Origin of the sequence: Chromohalobacter moromii, from assembly GCF_023091865.1 — a bacterium.
GTDB classification, from domain to species: Bacteria; Pseudomonadota; Gammaproteobacteria; order Pseudomonadales; family Halomonadaceae; genus Chromohalobacter; species Chromohalobacter moromii.
This window is the reverse complement of sequence record NZ_JAHXDI010000003.1, coordinates 60,073-81,767: the sequence shown is the minus strand read 5'-3', so window position 1 is coordinate 81,767 and position 21,695 is coordinate 60,073. Positions and strand designations below refer to the sequence as shown.

The following is a 21,695-nucleotide window of genomic DNA, read 5'->3' as shown; positions in this document are numbered from 1 at the left end:
TGCTGAGCGTGAGCAAGCAATGCCAAGGAATCCTTCATGACCGAACTGTATCGTGAGGCGTTCGATTACGTCCCTAATATGCGGCGTTTGCGAGCGGTCATCGCGGTTGCCGAAGCGGGCAGTGTGATGCGTGCGGCCGAGACGCTGCATTTGTCGCAACCTGCGGTGACCCGGGCAGTACGCGATCTGGAGAAAGAGCTCGGGCTGGCACTGTTCGAGCGCCATCGCAGCGGCATGTTGTGTACCACTGCGGGCAAGATCGTCCTGCATCGTTTCCGGCGCGCCTTGCAGCAACTCGGCGATGCTGAGGCCGCGCTGGCGCGCATGCAACCAGCGGGCCATTGCGAGCGGCTCACGCAACGCTTGTCGCACCGTCAATTGACGGTGCTGGTGGCCGTTGCCGATCTACATAACGAGCCCCAGGCGGCCAAGCGGCTGGGGCTGACCCAGCCAGCGGTGAGTGGCAATCTGCGCGATCTGGAACGCCTGCTGGGCATCGCCCTTTTCCTACGCACGCAACGCGGCATGCTGGCGACGGATGGCGGCGCGGTGTTGATTCGTCATGTCAAGGTGGCGCTGCGAGAGCTGTCCCTGGTCAGCGATGACCTTTCGGCCTGGCAAGGCGAGGTGCGCGGGCGCGTGGTCATCGGGACCTTGCCGTTGTCGAGCTCGCTGCTCGTCCCTCAGGCGGTGGACGCGCTGCTGCGCGAGCTGCCGGAGTTGCATGTCACGATCCTCGAGGGCACCTATGATGCGCTATTTGAATCGTTGCGCCATGGCGAGATCGATATTCTTATCGGCGCACTGCGCCAGGCTGGCACAAGCGAAGACACCACCCAGCAGCGACTTTTTCATGATCGCCTCGCCGTCGCGGCGCGCCGCGATCATCCTCTGATGCAACATGCCTCGCTGGCGTTGAGTGACCTGCTCGATGCGCGGTGGATCGCGCCACGCCAGGGGACGCCCGCGCGCGTGAGCTTCGAGCAGGAATTCCGCAGTGCCGGTTTGGCGCCTCCCGATGTGGTGGTCGAATCCGGCAACCTCAGCACCATCCGTACGCTGTTGTTGGATAGCGATCGTGTGACACTGGTTTCCCCTCATCAGGTTTTCTTCGAGGTCCAAAGCGGCCAACTGGCGCTTCTTCCCATCAAGCTGACGGGCACCTTACGCCCGATCGGTATCACGACGCGTACCGATGATTCCCCAACGCATGCCTTGAAAGTGCTTCGGCGTATTTTGCTGGAACTCGGCGAACGCATGGCTAGCCCAGGCTTGCCGTCTCATTCGTGACCGGGATAGCAAAAACGTATACCCAAGCACGTGATTTGAATTTGTTGCTGTGACTGAGGGCCGGGTACGGTGCTTTAAGGCTCCGTTTCCTTATGTGTTTTTGTGCGAAAACGGAGGGAAAACAAGACTAAAGTTTAATAAAAGTCGGGAGACGCCAGAATGAAAACGTTAAGAAACCGTACCCTGCTAACGCTGACGGCTGGCGTGGCAATGGCTGTCAGCGCAGGTGCCAATGCCTCAGAAACCTTGAAACTTGCTCACTTCGTTTCACCTGCTCATGTCGTCAACAGTTCCATTGTTTATCCCTTCAAAGAAGGCGTCGAGGAGCAGACTGACGGCGAGCTGGAAGTCAAAGTATATCCTGGCGGGGAGCTGGGCTCGGGGCCCAAGGAACAATATCCGCGTGTCTTGCAGGGTGTCGCCGATATTGCTTGGGGGATCCCCGGATACACCTCATCACAGTTCAAGAAGTCCATGGTTGTCGAAATGCCGGGTGCGATTCCCGATGGGATGCATGGCTATGACATGCTGTGGAATGCCTATGACGACCAACTTAAAAGTGAGTTTCCAGGAACTAAACCGCTCGCGCTTTGGACGAGCGAGCCAAGTATTTTCATCATGAAAGATGAAGAAATTCATACACCGGAAGATCTCGAGGGCTTGAAGATTCGTGTCTCTGGAGAAATGACGGCGGCACTGGTCGATGCTTATGGCGGCACTCCCGTGCAAATGCCTGCTGGGGAGGTTTACAACTCGCTCCAGACGGGCTTGATAGATGGGTTGGTGACCGGTGCCAGCGCCGTCAATGACTTCAAACTCGATGAAGTCGCCAATGTCTACTCGGTGGGCGCGCCATTGGGTCATATCATGTTCTATTTGGCCATGAATCAAAATAAATACGATAGTCTCTCCGATGAGTTCAAAAAGGCAATCGATGACAATAGCGGCAAAGAGTTGTCACGAAGCGGTGAGCAAGGCTGGAATGCCCGCGCCAATGAAACGTTGAAGAAGATACGCGAAGATTCTGATAATGAAGTGATTGAACTCAGCGATGAGGAAATAGCGAAGTTTGAAAAGATCGCCGATGAGTTTCGCAAGCAGCGTTTGGCGGAAAAAGGTACAGAAAGTGTGCTAGACGCCATGCGTGGGGAGTGAGCCTGATATGAGTCACATACTCACGCATGTGACCCGCATGCTGGATAGGCTCGTAAGCCTATCCAGCATCATCGGCACACTGGCATTGATCTTTATCGTTCTCGTGACACTGGTAGACGTGACGGGACGGCTTTTCGGCTTTCCCTTGACGGGAGCACAGGATTTGTCGGAAATGACGATGGTGATTGTCGTGTTCGGCGGTATGGCTCTCTGTGATAAGCAAGGCGGCAATATTGCCGTCGATATTTTCGAAGACAAGTTTCCAAGAAAGATGAATTTCTTTCTGGATATCGCTGGATGGGTCATTGGGTGCGCCATCTTTACCGCCATCGGTTACACCATGATTGGCGCGGCTGAAATCTCAGAGCTTTTGAATTTGAGTAGTAATATTATCGGTATCCCTAAGGGGCCTTTTCAATACGCTGTCGCCTTCTTCGCCTTTTTGACGGCTCTTGCCATGTTCGCGCGAATTGTGACTACTTTGTTGAGTCCCCGGAATCGCTATCCAGCTCCTCACGGGGAAGAAGATTTATGAATACCGAGTTGATCGGCTTCCTAGGTATCGTGGCGTTATTGTTGCTGCTGGTGTTGAGGATCCCCGTTGCATTTGCCATCTTCGCTGTGGGCTTCGGCGGTGTCACGCTCCTGGACAGTTTCAATTCCGCCCTGAGCTTGTTGGTCAGCGAAACCTTCACCATTGCTTCTAACGCTGAATTGATCGTCGTTCCACTCTTCATCCTAATGGGGAATGTCGCCACTGAGGCGGGAATGAGCCGTAAGTTGTATGACGCCGCTTATGCGCTCATCGGTTCCGTACGCGGCGGGCTGGCGTCGGCCACGGTAGTGGGCTGCGCGGGTTTTGCCGCATTATGCGGTTCATCGGTGGCCTCGGCCTTGACCATGGGCCGTGTCTCGCTCAGCGAGATGGAACGATACAACTATAGTGCCAAGCTCTCGACGGGCTCGGTGGCTGCAGGCGGGACGCTTGGCATCCTCATCCCACCCTCAACCGGTTTCGTGATCTACGCCATCCTGACGCAGCAGTCCATTGGGCGGCTGTTTCTGGCGGGCGTACTGCCCGGCATCATGCTATGCCTTCTGTTCGTCATCTTGATCATGATATTGGCCACCATCAAGCCGGTTCTTGCCCCCTCAGGGCCCAAGACCTCATGGCGGGAAAAACAGCAGGGGCTGCTTGGGGCGACGCCGATTTTGATCATCATTCTGTTGACGATCGGTGGCATCTATAGCGGGATCTTTTCTCCTGTCGAGGCGGCGGCCGTAGGCGCTGGTTTGACGGTGGCCTTCGGTGCGGGCATGCGCAAGTTGACGCTGGCCGCGTTTTGGCGCGCGGCGCAAAGCTCGATCACCACCACGGCCACCGTGATGCTGATTCTGATCGCTGCGCACATGCTCAATCCCTTTCTGGCCTTGAGTCATATTCCGCAAGCGCTGGGCGATTTCCTGATGCACTTGGATATTGGGCCTTATGGGATCCTGCTCATAATCTTGGCCTGCTACCTGGTGTTGGGGTGCTTCCTGGAAGGCTTCGCGATGCTGGTGTTGACCATGCCGATCTTCTTTCCGGTGATTACTCAACTGGGGTTCGACCCGATTTGGTTCGGTGTCGTTGTCGTGTTGACGCTGGAGATGGGGCTCATCAGTCCGCCCGTGGGCGTGAACGTTTTCATCGTTAAATCCGTGGCGCCCAATGTGCCATTACGTGACATCTTCAAGGGTGTCATGCCGTTTTGGTTGATGATGATCGCGGCCATCGGGCTGTTGATCGTCTTCCCCGAAATCGTGCTTTTCCTGCCCGATACGATGATGGACTAGATGCCTCGCGGTAAATGGGCGCTGGTCCCGGCATGCCGATACCGGGTGCGGTATCGGCTCATTCGCAGCGAGAGAGGTCGAAAATGGCTAATAATCGTGGTGTCGTCTATACCGGACCCGGCGAGGTCGAAGTTCAGGACATTGCCTATCCCAAGATGGAAGCGCCTAGTGGCAAGACCATTGAGCATGGCGTGATCCTCAAGGTGGTTTCCACCAACATCTGCGGGTCCGACCAGCATATGGTGCGCGGACGCACGACCGCGCCAGCGGGAATGGTATTGGGCCACGAAATCACCGGCGAGGTCATCGAGAAGGGCAAGGACGTCGAATTCCTCGACATCGGGGACCTGGTCTCGGTGCCGTTCAATGTCGCTTGTGGGCGTTGCCGCACCTGCAAGGAAGGACATACCGGGCTGTGTCTGCACGTCAATGATGATCGTGCCGGCGGGGCGTATGGCTACGTCGACATGGGCGGTTGGGTCGGCGGTCAAGCGCACTATGTCATGGTGCCGTACGCGGACTTCAATTTGCTCAAGTTTCCGGATCGCGACCAGGCGATGGACAGGATCCGCGACCTGACGATGTTGAGCGATATCCTGCCGACCGGCTTCCATGGTGCCTTGAATGCCAAGGTAGGCGCGGGCTCGACGGTCTATGTCGCAGGGGCCGGCCCGGTCGGGCTTGCCGCGGCGGCATCGGCGCACCTGCTGGGGGCCGCGGTGGTCATGATCGGGGACTTCAACCAGCAGCGCCTGGAACACGCCCGCAAGATGGGCTTCGAACCCATCGACTTGAGCCGCCACGATCGCCTGGGCGAGATGATCGCCGCCGTGGTGGGCGAGCCGAAGGTCGACAGTGCCATCGACGCCGTCGGCTTCGAGGCCGTGGGCCATGGCGGCAAGGAGCAACCGGCGGTGGTGCTCAATCAGATGATGGAAGTGACACGCGAAGCCGGCTCGATCGGCATCCCTGGCCTCTATGTCACCGAGGACCCCGGCGCCACCGAGAAGGCGGCCCAGAGCGGCAATCTCAGCCTGCGCTTCGGCCTGGGCTGGGCCAAGGGACATTCCTTCCACACCGGGCAGACGCCGGTGGTGCAGTACAACCGCCAGTTGATGCAGGCGATCCTGCACGGGCGACTCAACATCGCCGAGATTGTCAATGCCCAGGTCATCTCGCTTGAAGACGCACCGCAGGGCTATCAGCAGTTCGATGCCGGCGTGGCCAGCAAGTTCGTGCTGGACCCACATGGGCTACTTGGCGCGGCGTGAAGATACTGATGTGAAAATTGCCAGAGTGAATATGAACAGGACTGGGTAGCGGCTACCCAGTCCTTTCGGCAATGCTCGGCAATAAGTGTGGTTTTTGCCGAAGGGATGATGTATCAACCGCGCTCCGCCATTGCCAGACGATGCATGATCCGTCTCGCCATCAAACCAGGCTTGTCGGGCGCGAAACTCAGCTCGAATTGCTGGGCTTCTTTGTCGCTGAGAACGACGTCCATGATCCATTCCAGTGCCTCGACATCTTCATAGTACGCTTGTGTGCTGGCCTCTCTCAGGAAGTCATCGGTATCTGTGTCGTCAATGCGATAGTCCCGGGAATTGAACCACCAGTAGTGGATGGAGTGATTGGACTCGGGCGTGAAGCAATGCGTGATGTAATAGCCATACACCGATGGTTTGCCGGCGTCCGGTTGAGTATCGAAGATCTTGGCATGAGCCGTATGTACAGCAGGTGAGGCGAACCGCGCCTCAGAGGTGCGGTCGACATTCTTGTGCATGATATCGGCTGGTTTACCGTAAATACCCGGGGGTGGCGCGTTGTCCAGGCGGCGGGTGATCGCTACCTGATTACCCTCGGTGGAAGCTTCCATGCTGGCGCGTGCGTATTCAGGTGTCCCCACTGTGCCCGGATGCAAGAAAGGGAAATGTGTCTGGTCGATGAGGTTTTCGTGCATCGACACATAGTCGGCTTTGATATGAAAGTCGCCGGTAACGGTACCCCACTCGGAAGAGGCCAGCCAGGGCAGCTCGGGGATCAAGGCTTCGTCGGCCAGGTTGGGATCTCCCATCCAGATCCACGTCAATGGGCCGCGATCGGCGATGGGATAGGTCTGGACACAGGCGTTGGCGGGTACATGAGAAACCGCGGGCAGGTGCGCGCATAGCCCATCGGGTTCGAACTCCATGCCGTGATAACCGCACACCAGCCGGTCGCCCTCCACCCGGCCTTTCACTAGGGGAAAGGCACGGTGCGGACAGCGATTATGCATGGCTACCGGCTGGCCGCTTTGGGTGCGGTACATGACCACATCCGTGTCGAGAAGGCGGCGTGAGATAGGCGTGCGGCCCACTTCATCGCGCCGCGCGCACACATACCAGCAGTTACGAATCAGGGGCGTGGCATGATTGGCGAATTGGCCACCTTCTTCCATGGGCATGGCGTCGAAAATGGCTTCGTCGTTGAGCGGTATCGCTTGGCTAGCGTGGGTCATGGCAGTTAGCTCCTTTATCTTTTTATCTTTCAGATATCGAGTGCAATCGATCCCGAACGCGGACGAGAGCAGCACAAGGCGATTTGCCGATTGCTCCGTTTCTGATCGGGGGTGAGAAAACGGTCGCGATGGTCGATGTCAGTATCGACGCTGCTGACCGGGGTGATGCACAGGCCACACTCTCCGCGGCGGCAGTCCGAAAAGGTCTCGGCACCGGCCGCTTCGAGTGCTTCCAACAAGGTATGGCCGGGTGAGACGGGAATCTGCGTACCGCTTCGGGTCTGCACCGTGACGGCACGGTCCTCGGCCTTGTGGGCGGCATTGAATATCTCGTGACGCACGCGTTCCGGCGCCCATCCCAATCGTTGCGCTGCTTGGCGGGTGCCGTCGATCAATGCCGGCGGGCCGCACACATAGGCGGTGGTATTGGTGGGCTGCTGAGCGAGCAATGCGTCGAGATTGGGCCTACCTCCGAGCGTCGTGGCGTCATGCACGGTGACGGCGTCGCCCCCCAGCGCCTCGGCTTCCTCGACATAGGCCATGGCCTCACGGCTGCGCCCGACATAGAGCATGTGGACATCGCGTCGGCGCATCACGCAGGAGCGCAGCATGGGGAGGATTGCGGTAATGCCGATACCGCCGGCGATAAGCAAAGCGGGGCCATCATCGGAAGTCAGCCGAAAGGGGCTGAGCGCGGGAGATATCAGTACGTTAGTGCCAGCCCTGAAATGCCGGTGAATGTAATCGGAGCCTCGACGGCGGTTTTCACGTTGAACCGCGATGCGCCAGAAAGGCTCATGGGTGCTGGTGAGATCGAGTGGGCCGATAAGTGAGTAATGACGCAAAAATCGACCTTCTTGCCCACCGAAACGTAGCTCGACATGCGCACCGGCTCGGGACGCCGGCAAGGGTGAGTCGTCGGCTAAGCCTAGAGTGATTTCACTTATATGCTCGGTCAGCTCGCGTCGCTCGAGCACCACCGCCGTTTTATATTTGTCAGGCATGTTGTCTCCTCACTCGGTTGCCAAGATAGTCAGGTCTTTCTGACGTTAGGTGAAAGCGTCATGGCCGTCTCATGCGAAGGTGAAATAGCGCTTTGCGTTTTTGATATAGTGAAAAACCAGCCGCCAGGAGGTGCGAGAATGTCGCACGCTGAGGTGTCACCCCGTCTTTCCATCCGTGAGGTGCGTGCCATTCTGGCCGTTGCCGAGCAACGGGGTTTTTCCCGGGCTGCCCAGGCGCTCAATATCAGCCAAAGCAGCCTTTCGCGAACTATTCATCGTGCCGAATCGACGTTGTCCATAAGCTTGTTTCAACGCGGTTGGAGTGGGGCGGAACCGACGCCCGAGGGCGAGGTCGTGCGTCAACATTGTGCTCGCCTAGTGGCGGAGCTGAGGCGTGAGCGTGAGGCATTACTCGGCGCTGGGCTGACCACTTTGCCCCTGCCTTTCGATGTGACGTGGGCTGACCTTGATTGCGTATCGGCTGTGGTGCAGACGGGTAAGGCCACTGTGGCGGCCGGTGTGCTCGGTACCTCTCAGTCGCATGTCAGTCGTACACTCGGTGCCTTGTCCGTGAGGCTGGGAGTTTCGTTGTTTCAACGTACGGGCGGCGGCCTGCGGGCCGAGCCCGTGGCGGAAAGATTGTCGGCGTTACGCAATCGGCTGCGTGCCCTGATGCTACCGCTCAATGAACGGCTCGATCGGCTGGCCGGCGAGGTGACTGGACGCGTGGCGGTAGGGATGACCCCGTTCTGTGAACAGGAAAGAATCACTCAAGTCTTCGGCGAATTGCTGGTAGCGTATCCTCAACTGCATTTATCGGCGTTGACCGGTAGCTATGTGATGCTTACGGATGCGCTTCGCCGTGGCGAAATCGATCTAGTCGTCGGTTTGTTACGCGAGTTTGGCGAAGACGATGAGCTAGTCGAAATACCGCTTTCCGAAGAAGAAATCACGGTGCTGGCGCGCTCGGATCATCCTTGTGCCCGACAATTCGTATCGATGGAAGACTTGGCACTTCAGACTTGGATCGTGGCGCCGACGGGGACACCGATACGTACCTATTTCGAGTCTCTTTTCCTGGACATCGGACAAACGCCCCCCGTTCAGCCATGTGAAATCGTGACGTTTCATTTGGCCGAAAGCATGGTGCGCGAAAGTCAGAGCCTGGCGTTATTGCTCTACTCACCGCGTAAAGTCAGGGCGCTGCCGGCGGGATTGGTGCGTGTGCCGGTGACGTTGCCGGACAATCGCCGCCGGATTGGTATCACCTACCGGCGCAGCGGAGGGTTGAATTTCGCTCAACAGAAGTTCGCCGACGGCTTGGCACAGCGGTTCGCGGTTGATAGCGCTAATGGAGACGGCGCGAACTAGAGCATGACAGGGAAGCCGAAGGGATTCCCTGTCGCTTACTCGCTATTTTCAGGCGCCGATCGCTAACTTCAGTATGTCGTTTGCATCGAGATCACTAGGTATCGTGTCGCCGGCCCAGGCCACGAACTGATCGGGACGCACGAGGATGAGCGATGCGCCGTAGTCGGCCGTTTCATCCTCCTCTCCCGGGGCAGCGCTTTCGATGACCGTCAAGGGAATATGCAACCGGGCCGCGTCCTCGGCAAAACGTGCCGCGGCGCTGGCCTGTCCGAGTGCGATCAGCGAGAACCCCGAGCCGAGCCGGTCGTGGGTCGTGCCGCCCTCGGGAAGCGCCCGTGGCGCGAGGTGATACCCCGGCCGGGCGGTGAAGCTGTGCGCTCCCTTCGCGCTGGCGGCACCGTCCCGAGGGCCGGCCACGATGTGAGACCCACGGTAGTTGGGCTGGAAGTCGCCGACCTCGTTAACCGCGCCACGCGCCCGGGCGGACCAGACGGCCTTGAATTCGGCAAGGTCGGTGGCCGGATCGTAGGTTGCCAAGAAGTCGCGGTCGGTCTCGATGGATTTCTCGATGAAGTCCTTCGCCGTGGACCAGAAGACAGGTCGGCGCTCGGTATCGTAGGAGGCCAGCAGCTCGGGACCACCCCAGCCTTTGAGGCGCGCAGTGAGCTTCCAGCCAAGGTTACGGGCATCCTCGAAGCCTGTATTGATCCCGTACCCCCCGTAGGGAGGGTGGTTATGCGCGGCGTCCCCCGCAATGAACGTTCGTCCGCTGCCATAACGGTCGGCGATGGCGACGCGACAATCCCAGTACCCGCGATGGCGGATCTCCATGTCAATGGTCTGGCCGACAGCGCGTTCGACGTATCCCTGGAAGTCGAAGGTCTCCGGGTCTTCGCCGTCGGGAACCGGCGCATGAAAGAAAAACTCGCCTTCCAAATCGACGCGCCCGAAGAACATCCAGTAGCCCTGGAGATCCGGGTGCAGGACATTGAAAAAGCTCTTGCCGGGATGCTTGTCCAGCAGAGCGCGATGCAGCGTATCGGACTGGAAGACCAGTAGGACCATCAAGCGGTCGTGGTCGAAGACGGTCTGGGTCAGTCCAGCTGATTCGCGCACCACCGACCGGCTGCCATCCGCGCCGACCGCATAGGCGGCGCGGAATGTCGCCTCCGTACCGTCGGTGCGGTCGTGAACCGTGACACTTACGCCTTCCGCATCCTCGTGAACATCACGCACTTCCCGCCGGGTCAGCAGCGTCACGCTGTCCAGCGAAGCCGCCCGGGCTCGCAGGACGTCCTCGGTGGCGTATTGCGGCAACCGCTCGTTATCGGCGCCGTAATAGGAGTGGACGAGTTCGCGCTTCATCCAGTCGTAGTGATAATCGCCCAGCAGCGTGCCGTAGCTGGTCAATCCGCCGATCCCGAAGCCGGCCGGCACGGTGCGGGCCGCGCGCAGTTCGGATTCGGCGCCCCAGGCGCGAAAATGTTCCATCGTGCGTTGCGTCAGGTTCTGTCCCTTGGGAACGCGCTGCGGCGACGGATGTTTTTCGATCACCAGTACGTCGATGCCGCGCTGGCCCAGCTCGATTGCCAGCCCCATGCCGACGGGGCCGCCCCCTGAAATGATGACATCCGCATCTTTTTGATTTTTCATCGGTTCTTAACTTCCTCTTGTGGGGGGAGGTGGGTGTGGTCCGTGCCGGTATGACGGGACTGTCGCAGCGTCACGGTGATGCTGTTGGCGGCGGCGGGCACGGCCTGCGTGATCAGGGTGCGCAACTCATGGGGGCAGTCTTCCTGGCGCATGGTCATGCACAGCGCACCGGCGGGTTCCGCGGCTTCGTCGAAAATCGGCGAAGCGACGCCGACGACGCCGGGCGTGACCTCGCCGAACGCGATGGCGTAGCCGTTGCGACGCACCGTCCGCAGCGCCGAGATCTGCTCGTCGATATAGGCCTTGCGGGCGTCTTCGGGTCCCTCGGGTGCGAAAGACGCGATGATCTTGCGTGCCTTGCGGGATTGCAGGTGGGCGAGGATCGTGCGTGCAATGGCTCCTCGGTTCATGGGCATGACCCGACCGCGTGGGTAGCTGCTGAGGGGAGCTTCAAGCGATGTTTCCGAGTGCATGCACAGCACTCGGTTGCGATACCAACGCACGAGAAAGGCGGTACAGGCGTACTGCTCGGTCAGTCGCTCGACGACGGGACGCCCGATACCGACAAGGCGGTCGGATAGCCGAAGAAGGTGGTCCATCTCGACGACCTTGGGCCCGAGCGTATAGATGCCATGCCCATTGGAGGCAAGCATGCCGGAATCGGTAAGGACCTTGAGATAGCGGTAGAGCGTCGGACGTGGATAACCGAGCACGGTCATCATGTCGTCCGACGACCACTCCGGCCGTGTTTCGGTGAAAATGTCGAGGATCGACATCAGCCGTGTGAGGCTTGAAGAGGCGCTTCCTTCGGCCACCAATCAACTCCTTCCAGATAGACTCGGGATCAACCGAGTACGAAATATGAGAACCACGCCTGCGAAGATGGCGAGCAGGTTGACCAGATGTCCACCCCAACCCAGCGAAAACGGTAAGATTCCCGCCAACGCAATCATGCCTAGAAGGACGCGCTCCACGATGCCCAGGTGCCGGGTGAGGTAGCCGTAAATGGCGCCGGTCGCGAACCAAACTCCCATCAGAGCGCCGGTGAGTTGCCACATGACGTCAGCGGGTTCGGCCTGCATGACCAGCCCTGGTTCAAACACCATGACAAAGGGGATCAGGTAGGCCACCCAGCCCATGCGGAACGCTTGCCAGCCGGTCTTCATCGCTTCGGCACCGGCCATGGTCGCGGCGGTAAAACTCGCCAAGGCGACAGGCGGCGTAATCATCGACAGCATGCCGAAGTAGAGCAGGAACATGTGCGCGGCGATGGGTTCGATCCCGGCACGCACGAGTGCGGGGCCGATCAGACTGGCCAGGAGCACGTAGACACCCACGGTGGGCATTCCCATGCCCAGCACGACACTGACGAGTGCCGCGATGAGCAGAAGTAACATCAGGCTACCTTCCGCCATCGACACCAGGTTCAGCGTCAGTGAAAACGCCAAGCCCGAGATGTTAAGAACACCGATGACCATCCCGGCGGCTGCCGCGATGATGACTATCTCGATCATGCCCTTGCCCGCATCGGGAAATGCGCGCAGCAAATCGCCCAGGCGGCTGCGCTTTCCACGGTAAGGCAGGAACAAGGCCAGGAGGGCCAAGGCCAGGGCAGCTGCGAGCGCGGCGAGTTCCGGGCGCCAATTGAGTCCGAATAAGCCAAAGATAAGAATCACGAAGGGAGCGACGAACTGCCAACCGTCCGCTAATACTTGACGGAGTGGGCGAATTTCCACGTCCTCGGGCAAAGACATGCCGTTCGCGGCGGCGTGAGCATCAATGTAGAAGAAGATCGCCAGGTAATAGAGCAGTGAGGGGATTACCGCCGCGAGGATCACCGTGGCGAAAGAGATTTGAAGAAACTCTGCCATCAGGAAGGCAGCCGCACCCATTATTGGCGGCGCAAGCTGCCCCCCAGTGGAAGAAAGCGCCTCGATCGCGGCGGCCATATGGGGTTTGTATCCCGCCCGTCGCATCAGCGGCAAGGTGACGCCGCCCGAGGCCGCCACGTTGGCGACGGCACTGCCTGAGACGCTACCGAAGAGAAACGACGAGACTACGGCAATCTTCGCGGCCCCACCTCTGGAGCGACCCACCAGGGCCAGAGCCAAGTCGTTGAAGAATGCGCTGCCACCGGAACTGACGAGGAGTTGGCCCAGGAAGATGAACGAAAATACCATGCTGGCCGTGACCATCAACGGCAAGCCGATCAGGCCGTTGGTATCCATGACCACATAGATTGCGAGCCTATCCCACAGGATCTGACGCGTCATTCCGAAGGGCAGCAGGTAACCGACGAGGCCGTAGGCGAGGAACAAGGCCACGATGATGGTCAGCCCTGGTCCGGTCAGCCGGCGCACGCCTTCTATCGTCAGCAAGCCGATGAGGAGGCTGACGACCAGGCCGTCCACGGGCCGGTAGACCAGTTCGTTGACGATCGTTGGGTAGCTCAGAGCGATATAGCCCGCGGCACAAAAACCCGCCAGCGCCAGGATCGGATCGAGGAAACGCAGCCGTCCGGTGAAGCGGGGAGCCACGAGGAACGTCATGCCGAGCGCGAAGGCGAGGATCGCGGCCAGGTACTGTTCGGTATACAGGCTGAGCCCCAGTATTTGTGGGACGTCGAGCGCTTGAAGAATGGCACAAAGGGTCATGATCGTGGCCAGCGTCGCCGTCAGCAGGCCGTGGGGCGTGGATCGTCGTGGGGTGCCTGGAGACGAGAGGGTCATGGCGGTCATCCATCAATCAGATAGTGGCGAAAGCCGGACGGCGTGCTGTGGCCGCGGAAATAGGCGAGCCTCCCACGGTCCCGTTACTGCGCCCGTGGGAGTTGTGCCCTTAGTTTTTGCTATTCAGTACGCTGAGTGCGCCGGGATGATAGGGCACGCCTATATCGACATACATGGCGTCGGGATCCATGTCCTGGAACGCGCCGAAGGAGTCGACAAGCGCCTGCTTGTTGTCGCGCAGGATCGTGACGATACGCGCCACTTCTTCATCAGGGACGTGGGTGCCTACAACTAGCATGTAGTCATAGGCCATCATGGGCATGGGGTTATCGATACCCGTCAGGCCTTCGCGTGGCTCGAGGGTATCCACGTAGGCTTGCGGGATGACTTCCTGAAGGCGCTTTTCCGCCTCGTCGCTTTCAGGCAAGGGAAGGAAGTGAATACCACCCGCAGAGGCGTCAGCTTCCGTCACCTTGCCGGACCCTGCGGCGAAGAAGGCTCCATCAGCTTGGCCAGTTAGGAAAGCGTTCACCCCTCGCACGATATTAGGCACCATGACTTGCTCGATATCGGACGGCTCGAGGCCGCCAGCGGCAAGTATCGCGTCCAACACGCGGTTCATCGTGGCTTGACTGGTGAAGCCATAGGTGACGGAATGCCCAGCCAGATCCGCAACCGTCTGTATATCGCTATCGTCGCGCACGAAGATCCCCACCCTAAAGGGATAGAGACGCGCGGCAGGTGCAATATTTTCTAGAGCGTGCCCTTCGAAGTAGCCCTGACCAGAGACCGCATCGCTGACCTCAATGGCATTGGCAATGCCGAGGTCAAGCTCTCCCATATCGATCAGAGGCAAGTAAGAGCTGGTACCCGCACTCGGTTGTACCAGTGCGTCAATGCCGTTGTCCGATAGGACGCGCGCAATCGCGGCTCCCATGGAATACCCGCTGGTACCCTGGCCCATCGTACCGATGCCCAGTTGCTGCGCCTGGGTCGCCGAAGCGAACAGGAGCAGTGCTGCAAAAGCGACAGTTTTTGTTTTGAAATAACTCATGTTGCCTCCTGAGACCTTGCAAACGGCTTATGCCATGCTAGGACTTTCAATTGTGCAAGAATCTCATATTTTGAGACATTGACAATTTGTTTATGAGACCAAGAGTTAATTTTTCAGGAAAAGGTGATATTCGGGCGGGGGGAGGGCCACCATGGGGCCTGGGTATCGCACAAGTATCTGGGGTGTCGGTTCAAGATGAAGGCGCCCCAATGGTCGGGCCGTTGGGGCGCCGCAAGCGGTGGGGCGGGCAGACGCGTCTTACAGGTCCAGTACCAGCGTCTTGCTCTTGGCGCGAGAGCAGCACGGCGTGAACTGGTCGTTGGCGGCATGTTCATCGTCGTCGAGGTAGAGGTCGCGATGGTCCGGTTCGCCCTCTAGAACGCGCGTCAGGCAGGTGCCACAGACGCCCTGCTCGCAGGAGACCATGATCTCGACGCCGTTTTCGCTCAGCACCTCGTAGACGCTCTTGTCTTTGGGGACCGGGAACGTCGCGCCGCTACTGGCGATCTTCACGTCGAAGCTTTCGTCGTCCTCGGAGGTCGTCTCCACGCCACTGAAATACTCGGTATGCAGTTGAGACGACGGCCAGCCCTGCGCCTTGCAGGTCGACATGACGTGATCGATGAAGCCGCTCGGGCCACAGACATAGATATGCGTCTCGTCGTCTGGCTCACCGGCGACGGTGGCCACATCCAGCTTGCCGGCCTCTGGCGCATCGTCGTAATAAAAATGCACATGATCAGCGTAAGCGGATTGCTCGAGGCGGTCGACGAAGGCCATGCGTTCGCGTGAGCGTGAACAATAATGCATATCGAACTGTGCCTGGGTGTGCGCCAGACGTTCGGCCATGCACAGGATCGGCGTGACGCCGATGCCGCCAGCGAACAGGACCGAGCGCTTGGCGGGTTCTAGAGGAAAGTGGTTCTTGGGCGCGCTGATCTGCAGCAGATCGCCTTCCTCGATCTCATCGTGCATGGCGACGGAGCCGCCGCGAGAGCTGGGTTCGCGCAATACGCCGATGAAATAGCGATCGCGCTCTTCCGGGTGCCCGCACAGCGAATATTGGCGAATCACGCCTTCTTTGACGCGCACGTCGACATGCGCGCCGGCACTGAAAGCAGGCAATGGGCGCCCGTGAGGATCGGCCAACTCATAGCTGACGATGTCCTCGGCTTCCTGGTGCTTTTGAGAGACTCTGACGAACAGAGACAGCGTACTATCGTTCATGGGATGACCTACTGCCGGGTAAACGGCGAACCGGGAAAGGATCGACGTGCGCCGACCCTTTCGTTATGCAAGATCCATCAACTGGCGGTGGCGGCCTGCGGCTGCGCGTTCTCTGCTTCTGCCTTGAGGATGCGATCGATGACGCGACGTGCCTGGACGCCGCCACCGTCGATGTTGAGCATCAGCAAGCGGCGTTCCGGATAACGGAGCAGGTTGCGTTGCTGGGATTCGAGCATCTCCAGGTCCTCGGAGAAGATCTGCCCCTGGCCTTCGCGGATCTGCTCGGTCAGGGCCTCGTCCTGCGGATTGAAGTTGCGCGCCATGCCCCAGAAGTACCAGATTGAGGTCTCGGTTTCCGGCGTGATGAAGTCGACCACGATGCTCGACGCCTTGGTATCGGCCGGCGCGTCGTAGCCGCCCTTGCCAGCGTGCGCGACCCCAACCTCGATCAGGATGTGGCTGGGTGGCGTAAACCGGCAGATTTGCCAGCGATCCACGGGCACGTCGCCGGCAAGGTTGTTGCCGCGCAGCGCGGATTGCCAGAACGGCGGTGCAGTGATGTTTTCCATGTGCCGAATGGTCAGCACTTCGTCGCCGTTGACCTTGGTTTCCGGCGCGGATTCTTCGATTTCGGGTTGACCGATGCTGGAAGCATGCACGTAGGTCTCATGGGTCAGGTCCATGAGGTTGTCGATCATCAGGCGATAATCGCAGTTGATGTGATAAAGCCCGCCGCCATAGGCCCACTCGGGGTCGTTGGCCCAGTGTAGCTCGGGGATTTGGTCGGGATCGGCCTGCTCGGCATCGCCGGGCCAGACCCAGATGAAGCCATGCCGTTCGACGACAGGATAGGCATGAATGCTGGGGAAACCGCGTACGCGCTGGCCTGGCATGCTGGTGCATTTGCCTTCGCAGCCCATCTCCAGGCCGTGGTAACCGCATACTAGCTGGCCGTCACGCACGAAGCCCAGCGACAACGGGGCGCCACGATGGGGGCAGAAGTCCTCCACGGCCGCGATTTGACCACCTTCAGCGCGAAAGAAGACGATTTGTTCGTTGCAGATCGTGCGGCCCAGCGGTTTGTCTTCGACTTCGTCCGGCATGCAGGCCACGTACCAAGTATTCTTGGGGAACATGGTAATCTCTCTCCTCATTATCAGTAGGGAATTATTGTTCTTTGGATCCAAAGTAAAGGTTTTTGGCCTGTCTACCGTCAAGTTATCCTTTAGTTGGATCCAAAAAGCGGGTTATCGACAGGAGCGCGTAAATGCCGGAAAAATCGGAAAAAAATGGTCGCCTCAATGTCATCGCCAGTTTGCGCAAGCTCATCAGTGAAGGGGTTTATGCTCCCGGCGAACGGCTCAAGGAGTTGCATGTCGCCGAGCGGCTTCAGGTCTCTCGCATGCCGGTGCGGCTGGCCTTTCGTACGCTCGAGCAAGAGGGGCTGCTGCAGAAGACCGGCACGCGCGGCTATGTGGTGCGCCAATTCTCGGAAGAAGACGTGCTCTGTGCGGTGGAAGTACGTGGTGCGCTCGAGGGCTTGGCGGCGCGACGCTTGGCGGAGAAAGGCGTGACCGAGGAGGTCGACGCGCAGCTACGGGATTGCTTGTCGCGGGGCGAGGCGTTGCTGGAAAAGGGGCATCTGGTCAAGGCGGATATCGAGGTCTGGGCCACGCTCAACCAGGAGTTTCACCGTGCCATCGTCGGTGCCACCGGTAGCCGCGTGATCCACGACGCGATCGCGCGCAACGACCACCTGCCCTTCGCCTCGGCCGATTCGATCGTCATCGACGACGCGGCGCTGGACCGCGAGTACGGCAAGCTGCGCATGGCGCACGCCCAGCACCAACTCGTGTTCCAGGCACTGTCGCGCGGCGAGGGCGCCCGGGCGGAGATGCTGATGCGCGAGCATGCCTATATCGGCCTGCGCTACGGCACGCTCTTCGGATTGGGCGAAGTGGGACATGCGACGGACGCGAAATGACGTTTTTGGATCCAATACGCATGGACAGGCCTATGGCTGACGCTGGCGAAATTCCTTGGGCGAGCAAGCGACGTGGCGTTTGAAGAAACGCGTGAAATAGGCCGGCTCCTTGAAGCCCAGCCGTTCGGCGACCTGGCCGATGGTCATGTTGGTATAGGTCAGATGGCGCTTGGCCTCGAGAAGCACACGCTCGTGCAGTAATTGCTGCGCGCTGCGCCCTGCGAGCCGTTGGCAGATCGCGCTAAGATGCGCGCTGCTGATGCCCAGACGCTCGGCGAGCTCGGGCATGCTGGGTTGCTGATGATAGTGGGCTTCAATGAGTTGCTGAAAGCGGGCCAGGTGCGCTTCGCCACGTTCATGATGGCGCGAAGGGCGGGACTGCCGTCGGGTCGCACGGCGTGAGGCCAGGACCAGCAAGCTGTTGAGCAAAGCTTCGAGCAAGGCATCGCGCCCTTCGGCAGGGTGGCGGTACTCGGCATCGAGCTGGGCGACGAGGGTGGCGATGGGGGCGCGTTCCGGCTGGTCGGCAAGCGGGTAAAACGCCGCGCGTGCCAGGATCTGCCCCTGGGGATGCAGGGTGTCGGCGATATGTCGCGCCAGCGGCATGGCCAGCGTCACGATATGCCCGTCGACATCGCGCGAGAAGCGAAAGGCGTGCACCGTCATGGCCGGCACCACGATGAGAAGCGGCCCCGTCAGGCGCTGCGCACCCTCCTCGAAGGTCAGGTTCACGTCGCCGTGCGCGATATGCAGCACATGCACGAGATCGGCGTGGCGGTGCGGCCGTATATGCCAATCGTGCAGTCGGCTGCGCTCGGCGATGGACTCGCAATGCAGCAGGTCGGGGGTCGGCCATTGGTGCGTCTCGCCATACAGCTGAAAGACGGGAATGGTGCGGTTGGACGATGCCGACATGGCAATCTCCTGTGCGACGAAAGTCGAGGCTTCGACCAAAGTTACGGCCGGATCTTGGGAAAGTATAAATTCATGCGGGGATTTTGTCTTATTCGCGGGTTTCCATCGGTGAAAAATGCAACTCGATGACTGGCCGTGCTGCCAGACCCGAATAAGAGGAGATTGCCATGAAAACCCAAGTCGCGATCATCGGTGCCGGCCCCTCCGGGCTGCTGCTGGGGCAGTTGCTGCAACGCGCGGGGATCGACAACGTCATCCTCGAGCGGCGCAGCGGCGAATACGTCTTGAGCCGCATTCGTGCCGGCGTGCTGGAGCAGGGCATGGTCGATCTGTTGCGCGAAGCCGGTGTCGACCGCCGCATGGATGCCGAAGGCCTGCCGCACGACGGCGTCGAGCTGGCCTTCGACAACCGTCGGGTGCGCATCGACCTCGCGGCGTTGACCGGCGGCAAGCAGGTCATGGTCTACGGCCAGACCGAGGTGACCCGGGACCTGATGGAGGCACGCGCCGCCGAGGGCGGCCAGACGCTCTATGAAGTGGACAATGTGCAGCCCCACGATCTGGAAACCGACGCCCCGTACATCACCTTCGAGCACAACGGCGAAACGCAGCGGCTCGACTGCGACTATGTCGCCGGCTGCGATGGATATCATGGCGTCTCGCGCCAGTCGATTCCCGCCGACCGGCTGAAGACGTTCGAGCGGGTGTATCCCTTCGGCTGGCTGGGGCTGCTCTCCGACACGCCGCCGGTCTCCGACGAGTTGATCTATGCGCGCCACGAACGGGGCTTCGCACTTTGCAGCATGCGCTCCCAGACTCGCAGCCGCTACTACGTGCAGGTGCCGCTGGACGAGAAGGTCGAGGACTGGTCCGATGCGCGCTTCTGGGAGGAACTCAAGCGCCGCCTGCCCGAGGACGTCGCGGCCAATCTGGTGACCGGTCCCTCGCTCGAGAAGAGCATCGCGCCGTTGCGCAGCTTCGTGGCCGAGCCGATGCAGCACGGGCGGCTGTTCCTGGTCGGTGATGCCGCGCACATCGTGCCGCCGACCGGCGCCAAGGGGCTCAACTTGGCGGCCAGCGACGTCAACACGCTGTATCGCCTGATGGTCAAGGTCTATCACGAGGGCCGCACCGACCTGGTGCCGCGTTATTCGCAGACCTGTCTCAAGCGTGTCTGGAAGGCCGAGCGGTTTTCCTGGTGGATGACCTCGATCCTTCACAAGTTTTCCGAGGACGAGGATTTCGGCGCCCGCATGCAACAAGCCGAGCTGGACTATGTCACCGGCTCCGAGGCAGGCCTGACGACCATCGCCGAGAACTACGTCGGCTTGCCCTATGAGCCCCTGGAGTCCTAGACCATGGGGTTGCCGCGGGGTATCAAGTTGATTGATCATTGCTATTAGTCTGCGTATTAATTATCCGGCTAGGCTCGCATGACCACGACGCGGCCCAACGAGGCGCGTCTTCGCATGACGATGAGGGTGAGATACATGACACAAGCACCGCTGTTTGCCGATCAGGATGCCCAGCCGATCGCGGGACGCTGGCGCCAGGGAAGTGCCGAGCGCCGCCTGAGCGTGACCAATCCATATTCCGGGGAAACGCTGCTCGATCTGGCGATGGCCGACCGGCATGACCTGGACGATGCCTACCGACATGCGCAGGCGGCCCAGGCCGAATGGGCGGCACTGGGACCGAATGCGCGTGGCGATGTCATGCGGCGCGCGGTGGCGATCTTCGACGAGCGCCATGACGAGATCATCGACTGGATCATTCGCGAGTCGGGCAGTACGCGGATCAAGGCGCAGATCGAGTGGAACGCGGCACGGGCGATCACCCAGGAGGCGGCGAGCATGCCGACCCGGGCCCACGGACGCATCCTGCCGTCTGACATTCCCGGCAAGGAAAGTCGTGTCTATCGGTCACCGCTGGGCGTGGTGGGCGTGATCAGCCCGTGGAACTTCCCGCTCAACCTGAGCGCTCGCTCGGTGTCGCCGGCACTGGCGCTGGGCAACGCGGTGGTCATCAAGCCTGCCAGCGACACACCGGTGACCGGCGGGCTGCTGCTGGCACGCATCTTCGAAGAGGCGGGGCTGCCGCCGGGCGTGTTGAGCGTCGTCGTCGGTGCCGGTTCCGAGATCGGCGATGCCTTCGTCGAGCATCCCGTGCCTTCGTTGATCACCTTCACCGGCTCCACCCCTGTGGGGCTCAATATCGGTCGCCTGGCGAGCGGCGGCAGGCACCTCAAGCACGTCGCCCTGGAACTCGGCGGCAACAGTCCCTTCGTGGTGCTGGCGGATGCCGATGTCGAGCAGGCGGTCGATGCGGCGGTGGTCGGCAAGTTCCTCCATCAGGGCCAGATCTGCATGGCGATCAATCGCATCATCGTCGAAGAGCCGTTGCGTGACGCCTTCACCGCTCGCTTTGTCGAACGCGTCAAGGCATTGCGCCTGGGCGACCCCGCCGACCCCGAAACCGCCGTGGGGCCGATCATCAACGCCAAGCAGCTCGAAGGACTCCAGACCAAGATCGCCAAGGCGCATGCCGAGGGCGCCACCTTGCTGACCGGAGGCGACCCCGAGGGCAATGTCTTGCCGCCGCACGTGTTCGGCGATGTCACGGCGGACATGGAACTGGCCGACGAGGAGATTTTCGGGCCGCTGGTGGGGATTCAATCCGCGCGTGACGAAGCGCATGCGCTGGAGCTGGCCAATCGCACCGAGTTCGGTCTGTCGAGCGCGGTCTTCACGAGCAACCTGGAACGCGGCGTGCGCTTCGCGCAGGGCATCAAGGCGGGCATGACCCATGTCAACGACATCCCCGTCAACGACGAGCCGCATGCGCCGTTCGGCGGCGAAAAGAACTCCGGCCTGGGCCGCTTCAATGGCGACTGGGCGATCGATGAGTTCACCACGGAGCATTGGATCACGCTGCAGCATGAGCCGCGCCAGTATCCGTTCTAACCCATAGACGGGAACGA

Annotated in this window: 18 protein-coding genes; 9 read left to right on the top strand and 9 right to left on the bottom strand. The window is 60.2% G+C overall.

Annotated elements, in window-relative coordinates; all coding sequences use genetic code 11:
- The first annotated feature begins 36 nt into the window (after positions 1-36).
- The 5 genes from KZO83_RS10355 to fdhA all read left to right on the top strand — a co-directional run bounded on the left by KZO83_RS10355 (position 37) and on the right by fdhA (position 5,552).
- Positions 37-1,290, top strand: coding sequence for a LysR family transcriptional regulator (locus tag KZO83_RS10355; RefSeq protein ID WP_247620744.1), 1,254 nt, complete (start codon positions 37-39; stop codon positions 1,288-1,290).
- Positions 1,291-1,449: 159 nt separating this feature from the next.
- Positions 1,450-2,445, top strand: coding sequence for a TRAP transporter substrate-binding protein (locus KZO83_RS10350; protein ID WP_247620743.1), 996 nt, complete (start codon positions 1,450-1,452; stop codon positions 2,443-2,445).
- A 7-nt stretch (positions 2,446-2,452) separates the two neighbouring features.
- Positions 2,453-2,980: a TRAP transporter small permease gene (locus KZO83_RS10345; protein ID WP_247620742.1), complete on the top strand. Its 528-nt coding sequence runs from the start codon at positions 2,453-2,455 to the stop codon at positions 2,978-2,980.
- Positions 2,977-4,281, top strand: coding sequence for a TRAP transporter large permease (locus tag KZO83_RS10340; protein ID WP_247620741.1), 1,305 nt, complete (start codon positions 2,977-2,979; stop codon positions 4,279-4,281). Before KZO83_RS10345 ends, KZO83_RS10340 begins: the two co-directional genes overlap by 4 nt.
- A gap of 83 nt (positions 4,282-4,364) precedes the next feature.
- Entirely contained in the window at positions 4,365-5,552 is a 1,188-nt protein-coding gene (gene fdhA / locus KZO83_RS10335; protein ID WP_247620740.1) for a formaldehyde dehydrogenase, glutathione-independent, read from the top strand.
- 113 nt (positions 5,553-5,665) lie between these two features.
- Here fdhA and KZO83_RS10330 read toward each other — a convergent pair whose 3' ends face one another.
- Both KZO83_RS10330 and KZO83_RS10325 read right to left on the bottom strand, forming a co-directional pair.
- Positions 5,666-6,778, bottom strand: coding sequence for a Rieske 2Fe-2S domain-containing protein (locus KZO83_RS10330; RefSeq protein ID WP_247620739.1), 1,113 nt, complete (start codon positions 6,776-6,778; stop codon positions 5,666-5,668).
- A gap of 29 nt (positions 6,779-6,807) precedes the next feature.
- Entirely contained in the window at positions 6,808-7,782 is a 975-nt protein-coding gene (locus tag KZO83_RS10325) for a PDR/VanB family oxidoreductase (protein WP_247620738.1), read from the bottom strand.
- Positions 7,783-7,920: 138 nt separating this feature from the next.
- On the opposite strand from KZO83_RS10325, the gene KZO83_RS10320 reads away from it, so the two are divergent.
- Positions 7,921-9,153, top strand: coding sequence for a LysR family transcriptional regulator (locus tag KZO83_RS10320; RefSeq protein WP_247620737.1), 1,233 nt, complete (start codon positions 7,921-7,923; stop codon positions 9,151-9,153).
- A gap of 48 nt (positions 9,154-9,201) precedes the next feature.
- On the opposite strand, the gene KZO83_RS10315 is transcribed toward KZO83_RS10320, so the two are convergent.
- From KZO83_RS10315 to KZO83_RS10290, 6 genes are all read right to left on the bottom strand, one after another.
- A complete protein-coding gene (locus KZO83_RS10315; protein WP_247620736.1) occupies positions 9,202-10,806 on the bottom strand; it encodes an FAD-dependent oxidoreductase in 1,605 nt (534 codons plus the stop codon).
- Complete coding sequence (locus KZO83_RS10310) at positions 10,803-11,621, bottom strand: IclR family transcriptional regulator (RefSeq protein WP_247620735.1); 819 nt, start codon at positions 11,619-11,621, stop codon at positions 10,803-10,805. The genes KZO83_RS10315 and KZO83_RS10310 overlap by 4 nt, the downstream gene beginning before the upstream one ends.
- A 3-nt stretch (positions 11,622-11,624) precedes the next feature.
- Positions 11,625-13,544 carry a TRAP transporter permease gene (locus KZO83_RS10305; protein WP_247620734.1) on the bottom strand — a complete coding sequence of 640 codons (1,920 nt, stop codon included), beginning with the start codon at positions 13,542-13,544 and terminating at the stop codon, positions 11,625-11,627.
- Between the two features lie 100 nt (positions 13,545-13,644).
- Positions 13,645-14,589: a TAXI family TRAP transporter solute-binding subunit gene (locus KZO83_RS10300; protein WP_247620733.1), complete on the bottom strand. Its 945-nt coding sequence runs from the start codon at positions 14,587-14,589 to the stop codon at positions 13,645-13,647.
- A gap of 258 nt (positions 14,590-14,847) precedes the next feature.
- Positions 14,848-15,816 carry a PDR/VanB family oxidoreductase gene (locus tag KZO83_RS10295; protein ID WP_247620732.1) on the bottom strand — a complete coding sequence of 323 codons (969 nt, stop codon included), beginning with the start codon at positions 15,814-15,816 and terminating at the stop codon, positions 14,848-14,850.
- Between the two features lie 77 nt (positions 15,817-15,893).
- On the bottom strand, positions 15,894-16,952 hold the full coding sequence (locus tag KZO83_RS10290; RefSeq protein ID WP_247620731.1) for an aromatic ring-hydroxylating dioxygenase subunit alpha: 1,059 nt from the start codon (positions 16,950-16,952) through the stop codon (positions 15,894-15,896).
- 131 nt (positions 16,953-17,083) lie between these two features.
- Between KZO83_RS10290 and KZO83_RS10285 the strand changes: the two genes are divergently transcribed.
- Positions 17,084-17,800: a GntR family transcriptional regulator gene (locus tag KZO83_RS10285; RefSeq protein WP_247620730.1), complete on the top strand. Its 717-nt coding sequence runs from the start codon at positions 17,084-17,086 to the stop codon at positions 17,798-17,800.
- 30 nt (positions 17,801-17,830) lie between these two features.
- Here the strand turns inward: KZO83_RS10285 and KZO83_RS10280 are convergent, their stop codons facing one another.
- On the bottom strand, positions 17,831-18,715 hold the full coding sequence (locus KZO83_RS10280) for a helix-turn-helix domain-containing protein (protein ID WP_247620729.1): 885 nt from the start codon (positions 18,713-18,715) through the stop codon (positions 17,831-17,833).
- Between the two features lie 167 nt (positions 18,716-18,882).
- Here KZO83_RS10280 and pobA point away from each other — a divergent pair, with 167 nt between their 5' ends.
- Positions 18,883-20,070: a 4-hydroxybenzoate 3-monooxygenase gene (pobA, locus tag KZO83_RS10275; protein ID WP_247620728.1), complete on the top strand. Its 1,188-nt coding sequence runs from the start codon at positions 18,883-18,885 to the stop codon at positions 20,068-20,070.
- Between the two features lie 135 nt (positions 20,071-20,205).
- On the top strand, positions 20,206-21,678 hold the full coding sequence (locus tag KZO83_RS10270) for an aldehyde dehydrogenase family protein (protein WP_247620727.1): 1,473 nt from the start codon (positions 20,206-20,208) through the stop codon (positions 21,676-21,678).
- Positions 21,679-21,695: the final 17 nt, after the last annotated feature.

Excerpts from the sequence above, each read along its gene's own strand:
- KZO83_RS10355 (WP_247620744.1), top strand. The coding sequence starts at position 37 with ATGACCGAACTGTATCGTGAGGCGTTCGATTACGTCCCTAATATGCGG.
- KZO83_RS10350 (WP_247620743.1), top strand. The coding sequence starts at position 1,450 with ATGAAAACGTTAAGAAACCGTACCCTGCTAACGCTGACGGCTGGCGTG.
- KZO83_RS10345 (WP_247620742.1), top strand. The coding sequence starts at position 2,453 with ATGAGTCACATACTCACGCATGTGACCCGCATGCTGGATAGGCTCGTA.
- KZO83_RS10340 (WP_247620741.1), top strand. The coding sequence starts at position 2,977 with ATGAATACCGAGTTGATCGGCTTCCTAGGTATCGTGGCGTTATTGTTG.
- fdhA (WP_247620740.1), top strand. The coding sequence starts at position 4,365 with ATGGCTAATAATCGTGGTGTCGTCTATACCGGACCCGGCGAGGTCGAA.
- KZO83_RS10330 (WP_247620739.1), bottom strand. The coding sequence starts at position 6,778 with ATGACCCACGCTAGCCAAGCGATACCGCTCAACGACGAAGCCATTTTC.
- KZO83_RS10325 (WP_247620738.1), bottom strand. The coding sequence starts at position 7,782 with ATGCCTGACAAATATAAAACGGCGGTGGTGCTCGAGCGACGCGAGCTG.
- KZO83_RS10320 (WP_247620737.1), top strand. The coding sequence starts at position 7,921 with ATGTCGCACGCTGAGGTGTCACCCCGTCTTTCCATCCGTGAGGTGCGT.
- KZO83_RS10315 (WP_247620736.1), bottom strand. The coding sequence starts at position 10,806 with ATGAAAAATCAAAAAGATGCGGATGTCATCATTTCAGGGGGCGGCCCC.
- KZO83_RS10305 (WP_247620734.1), bottom strand. The coding sequence starts at position 13,544 with ATGACCGCCATGACCCTCTCGTCTCCAGGCACCCCACGACGATCCACG.
- KZO83_RS10300 (WP_247620733.1), bottom strand. The coding sequence starts at position 14,589 with ATGAGTTATTTCAAAACAAAAACTGTCGCTTTTGCAGCACTGCTCCTG.
- KZO83_RS10295 (WP_247620732.1), bottom strand. The coding sequence starts at position 15,816 with ATGAACGATAGTACGCTGTCTCTGTTCGTCAGAGTCTCTCAAAAGCAC.
- KZO83_RS10290 (WP_247620731.1), bottom strand. The coding sequence starts at position 16,952 with ATGTTCCCCAAGAATACTTGGTACGTGGCCTGCATGCCGGACGAAGTC.
- KZO83_RS10285 (WP_247620730.1), top strand. The coding sequence starts at position 17,084 with ATGCCGGAAAAATCGGAAAAAAATGGTCGCCTCAATGTCATCGCCAGT.
- KZO83_RS10280 (WP_247620729.1), bottom strand. The coding sequence starts at position 18,715 with ATGTCGGCATCGTCCAACCGCACCATTCCCGTCTTTCAGCTGTATGGC.
- pobA (WP_247620728.1), top strand. The coding sequence starts at position 18,883 with ATGAAAACCCAAGTCGCGATCATCGGTGCCGGCCCCTCCGGGCTGCTG.
- KZO83_RS10270 (WP_247620727.1), top strand. The coding sequence starts at position 20,206 with ATGACACAAGCACCGCTGTTTGCCGATCAGGATGCCCAGCCGATCGCG.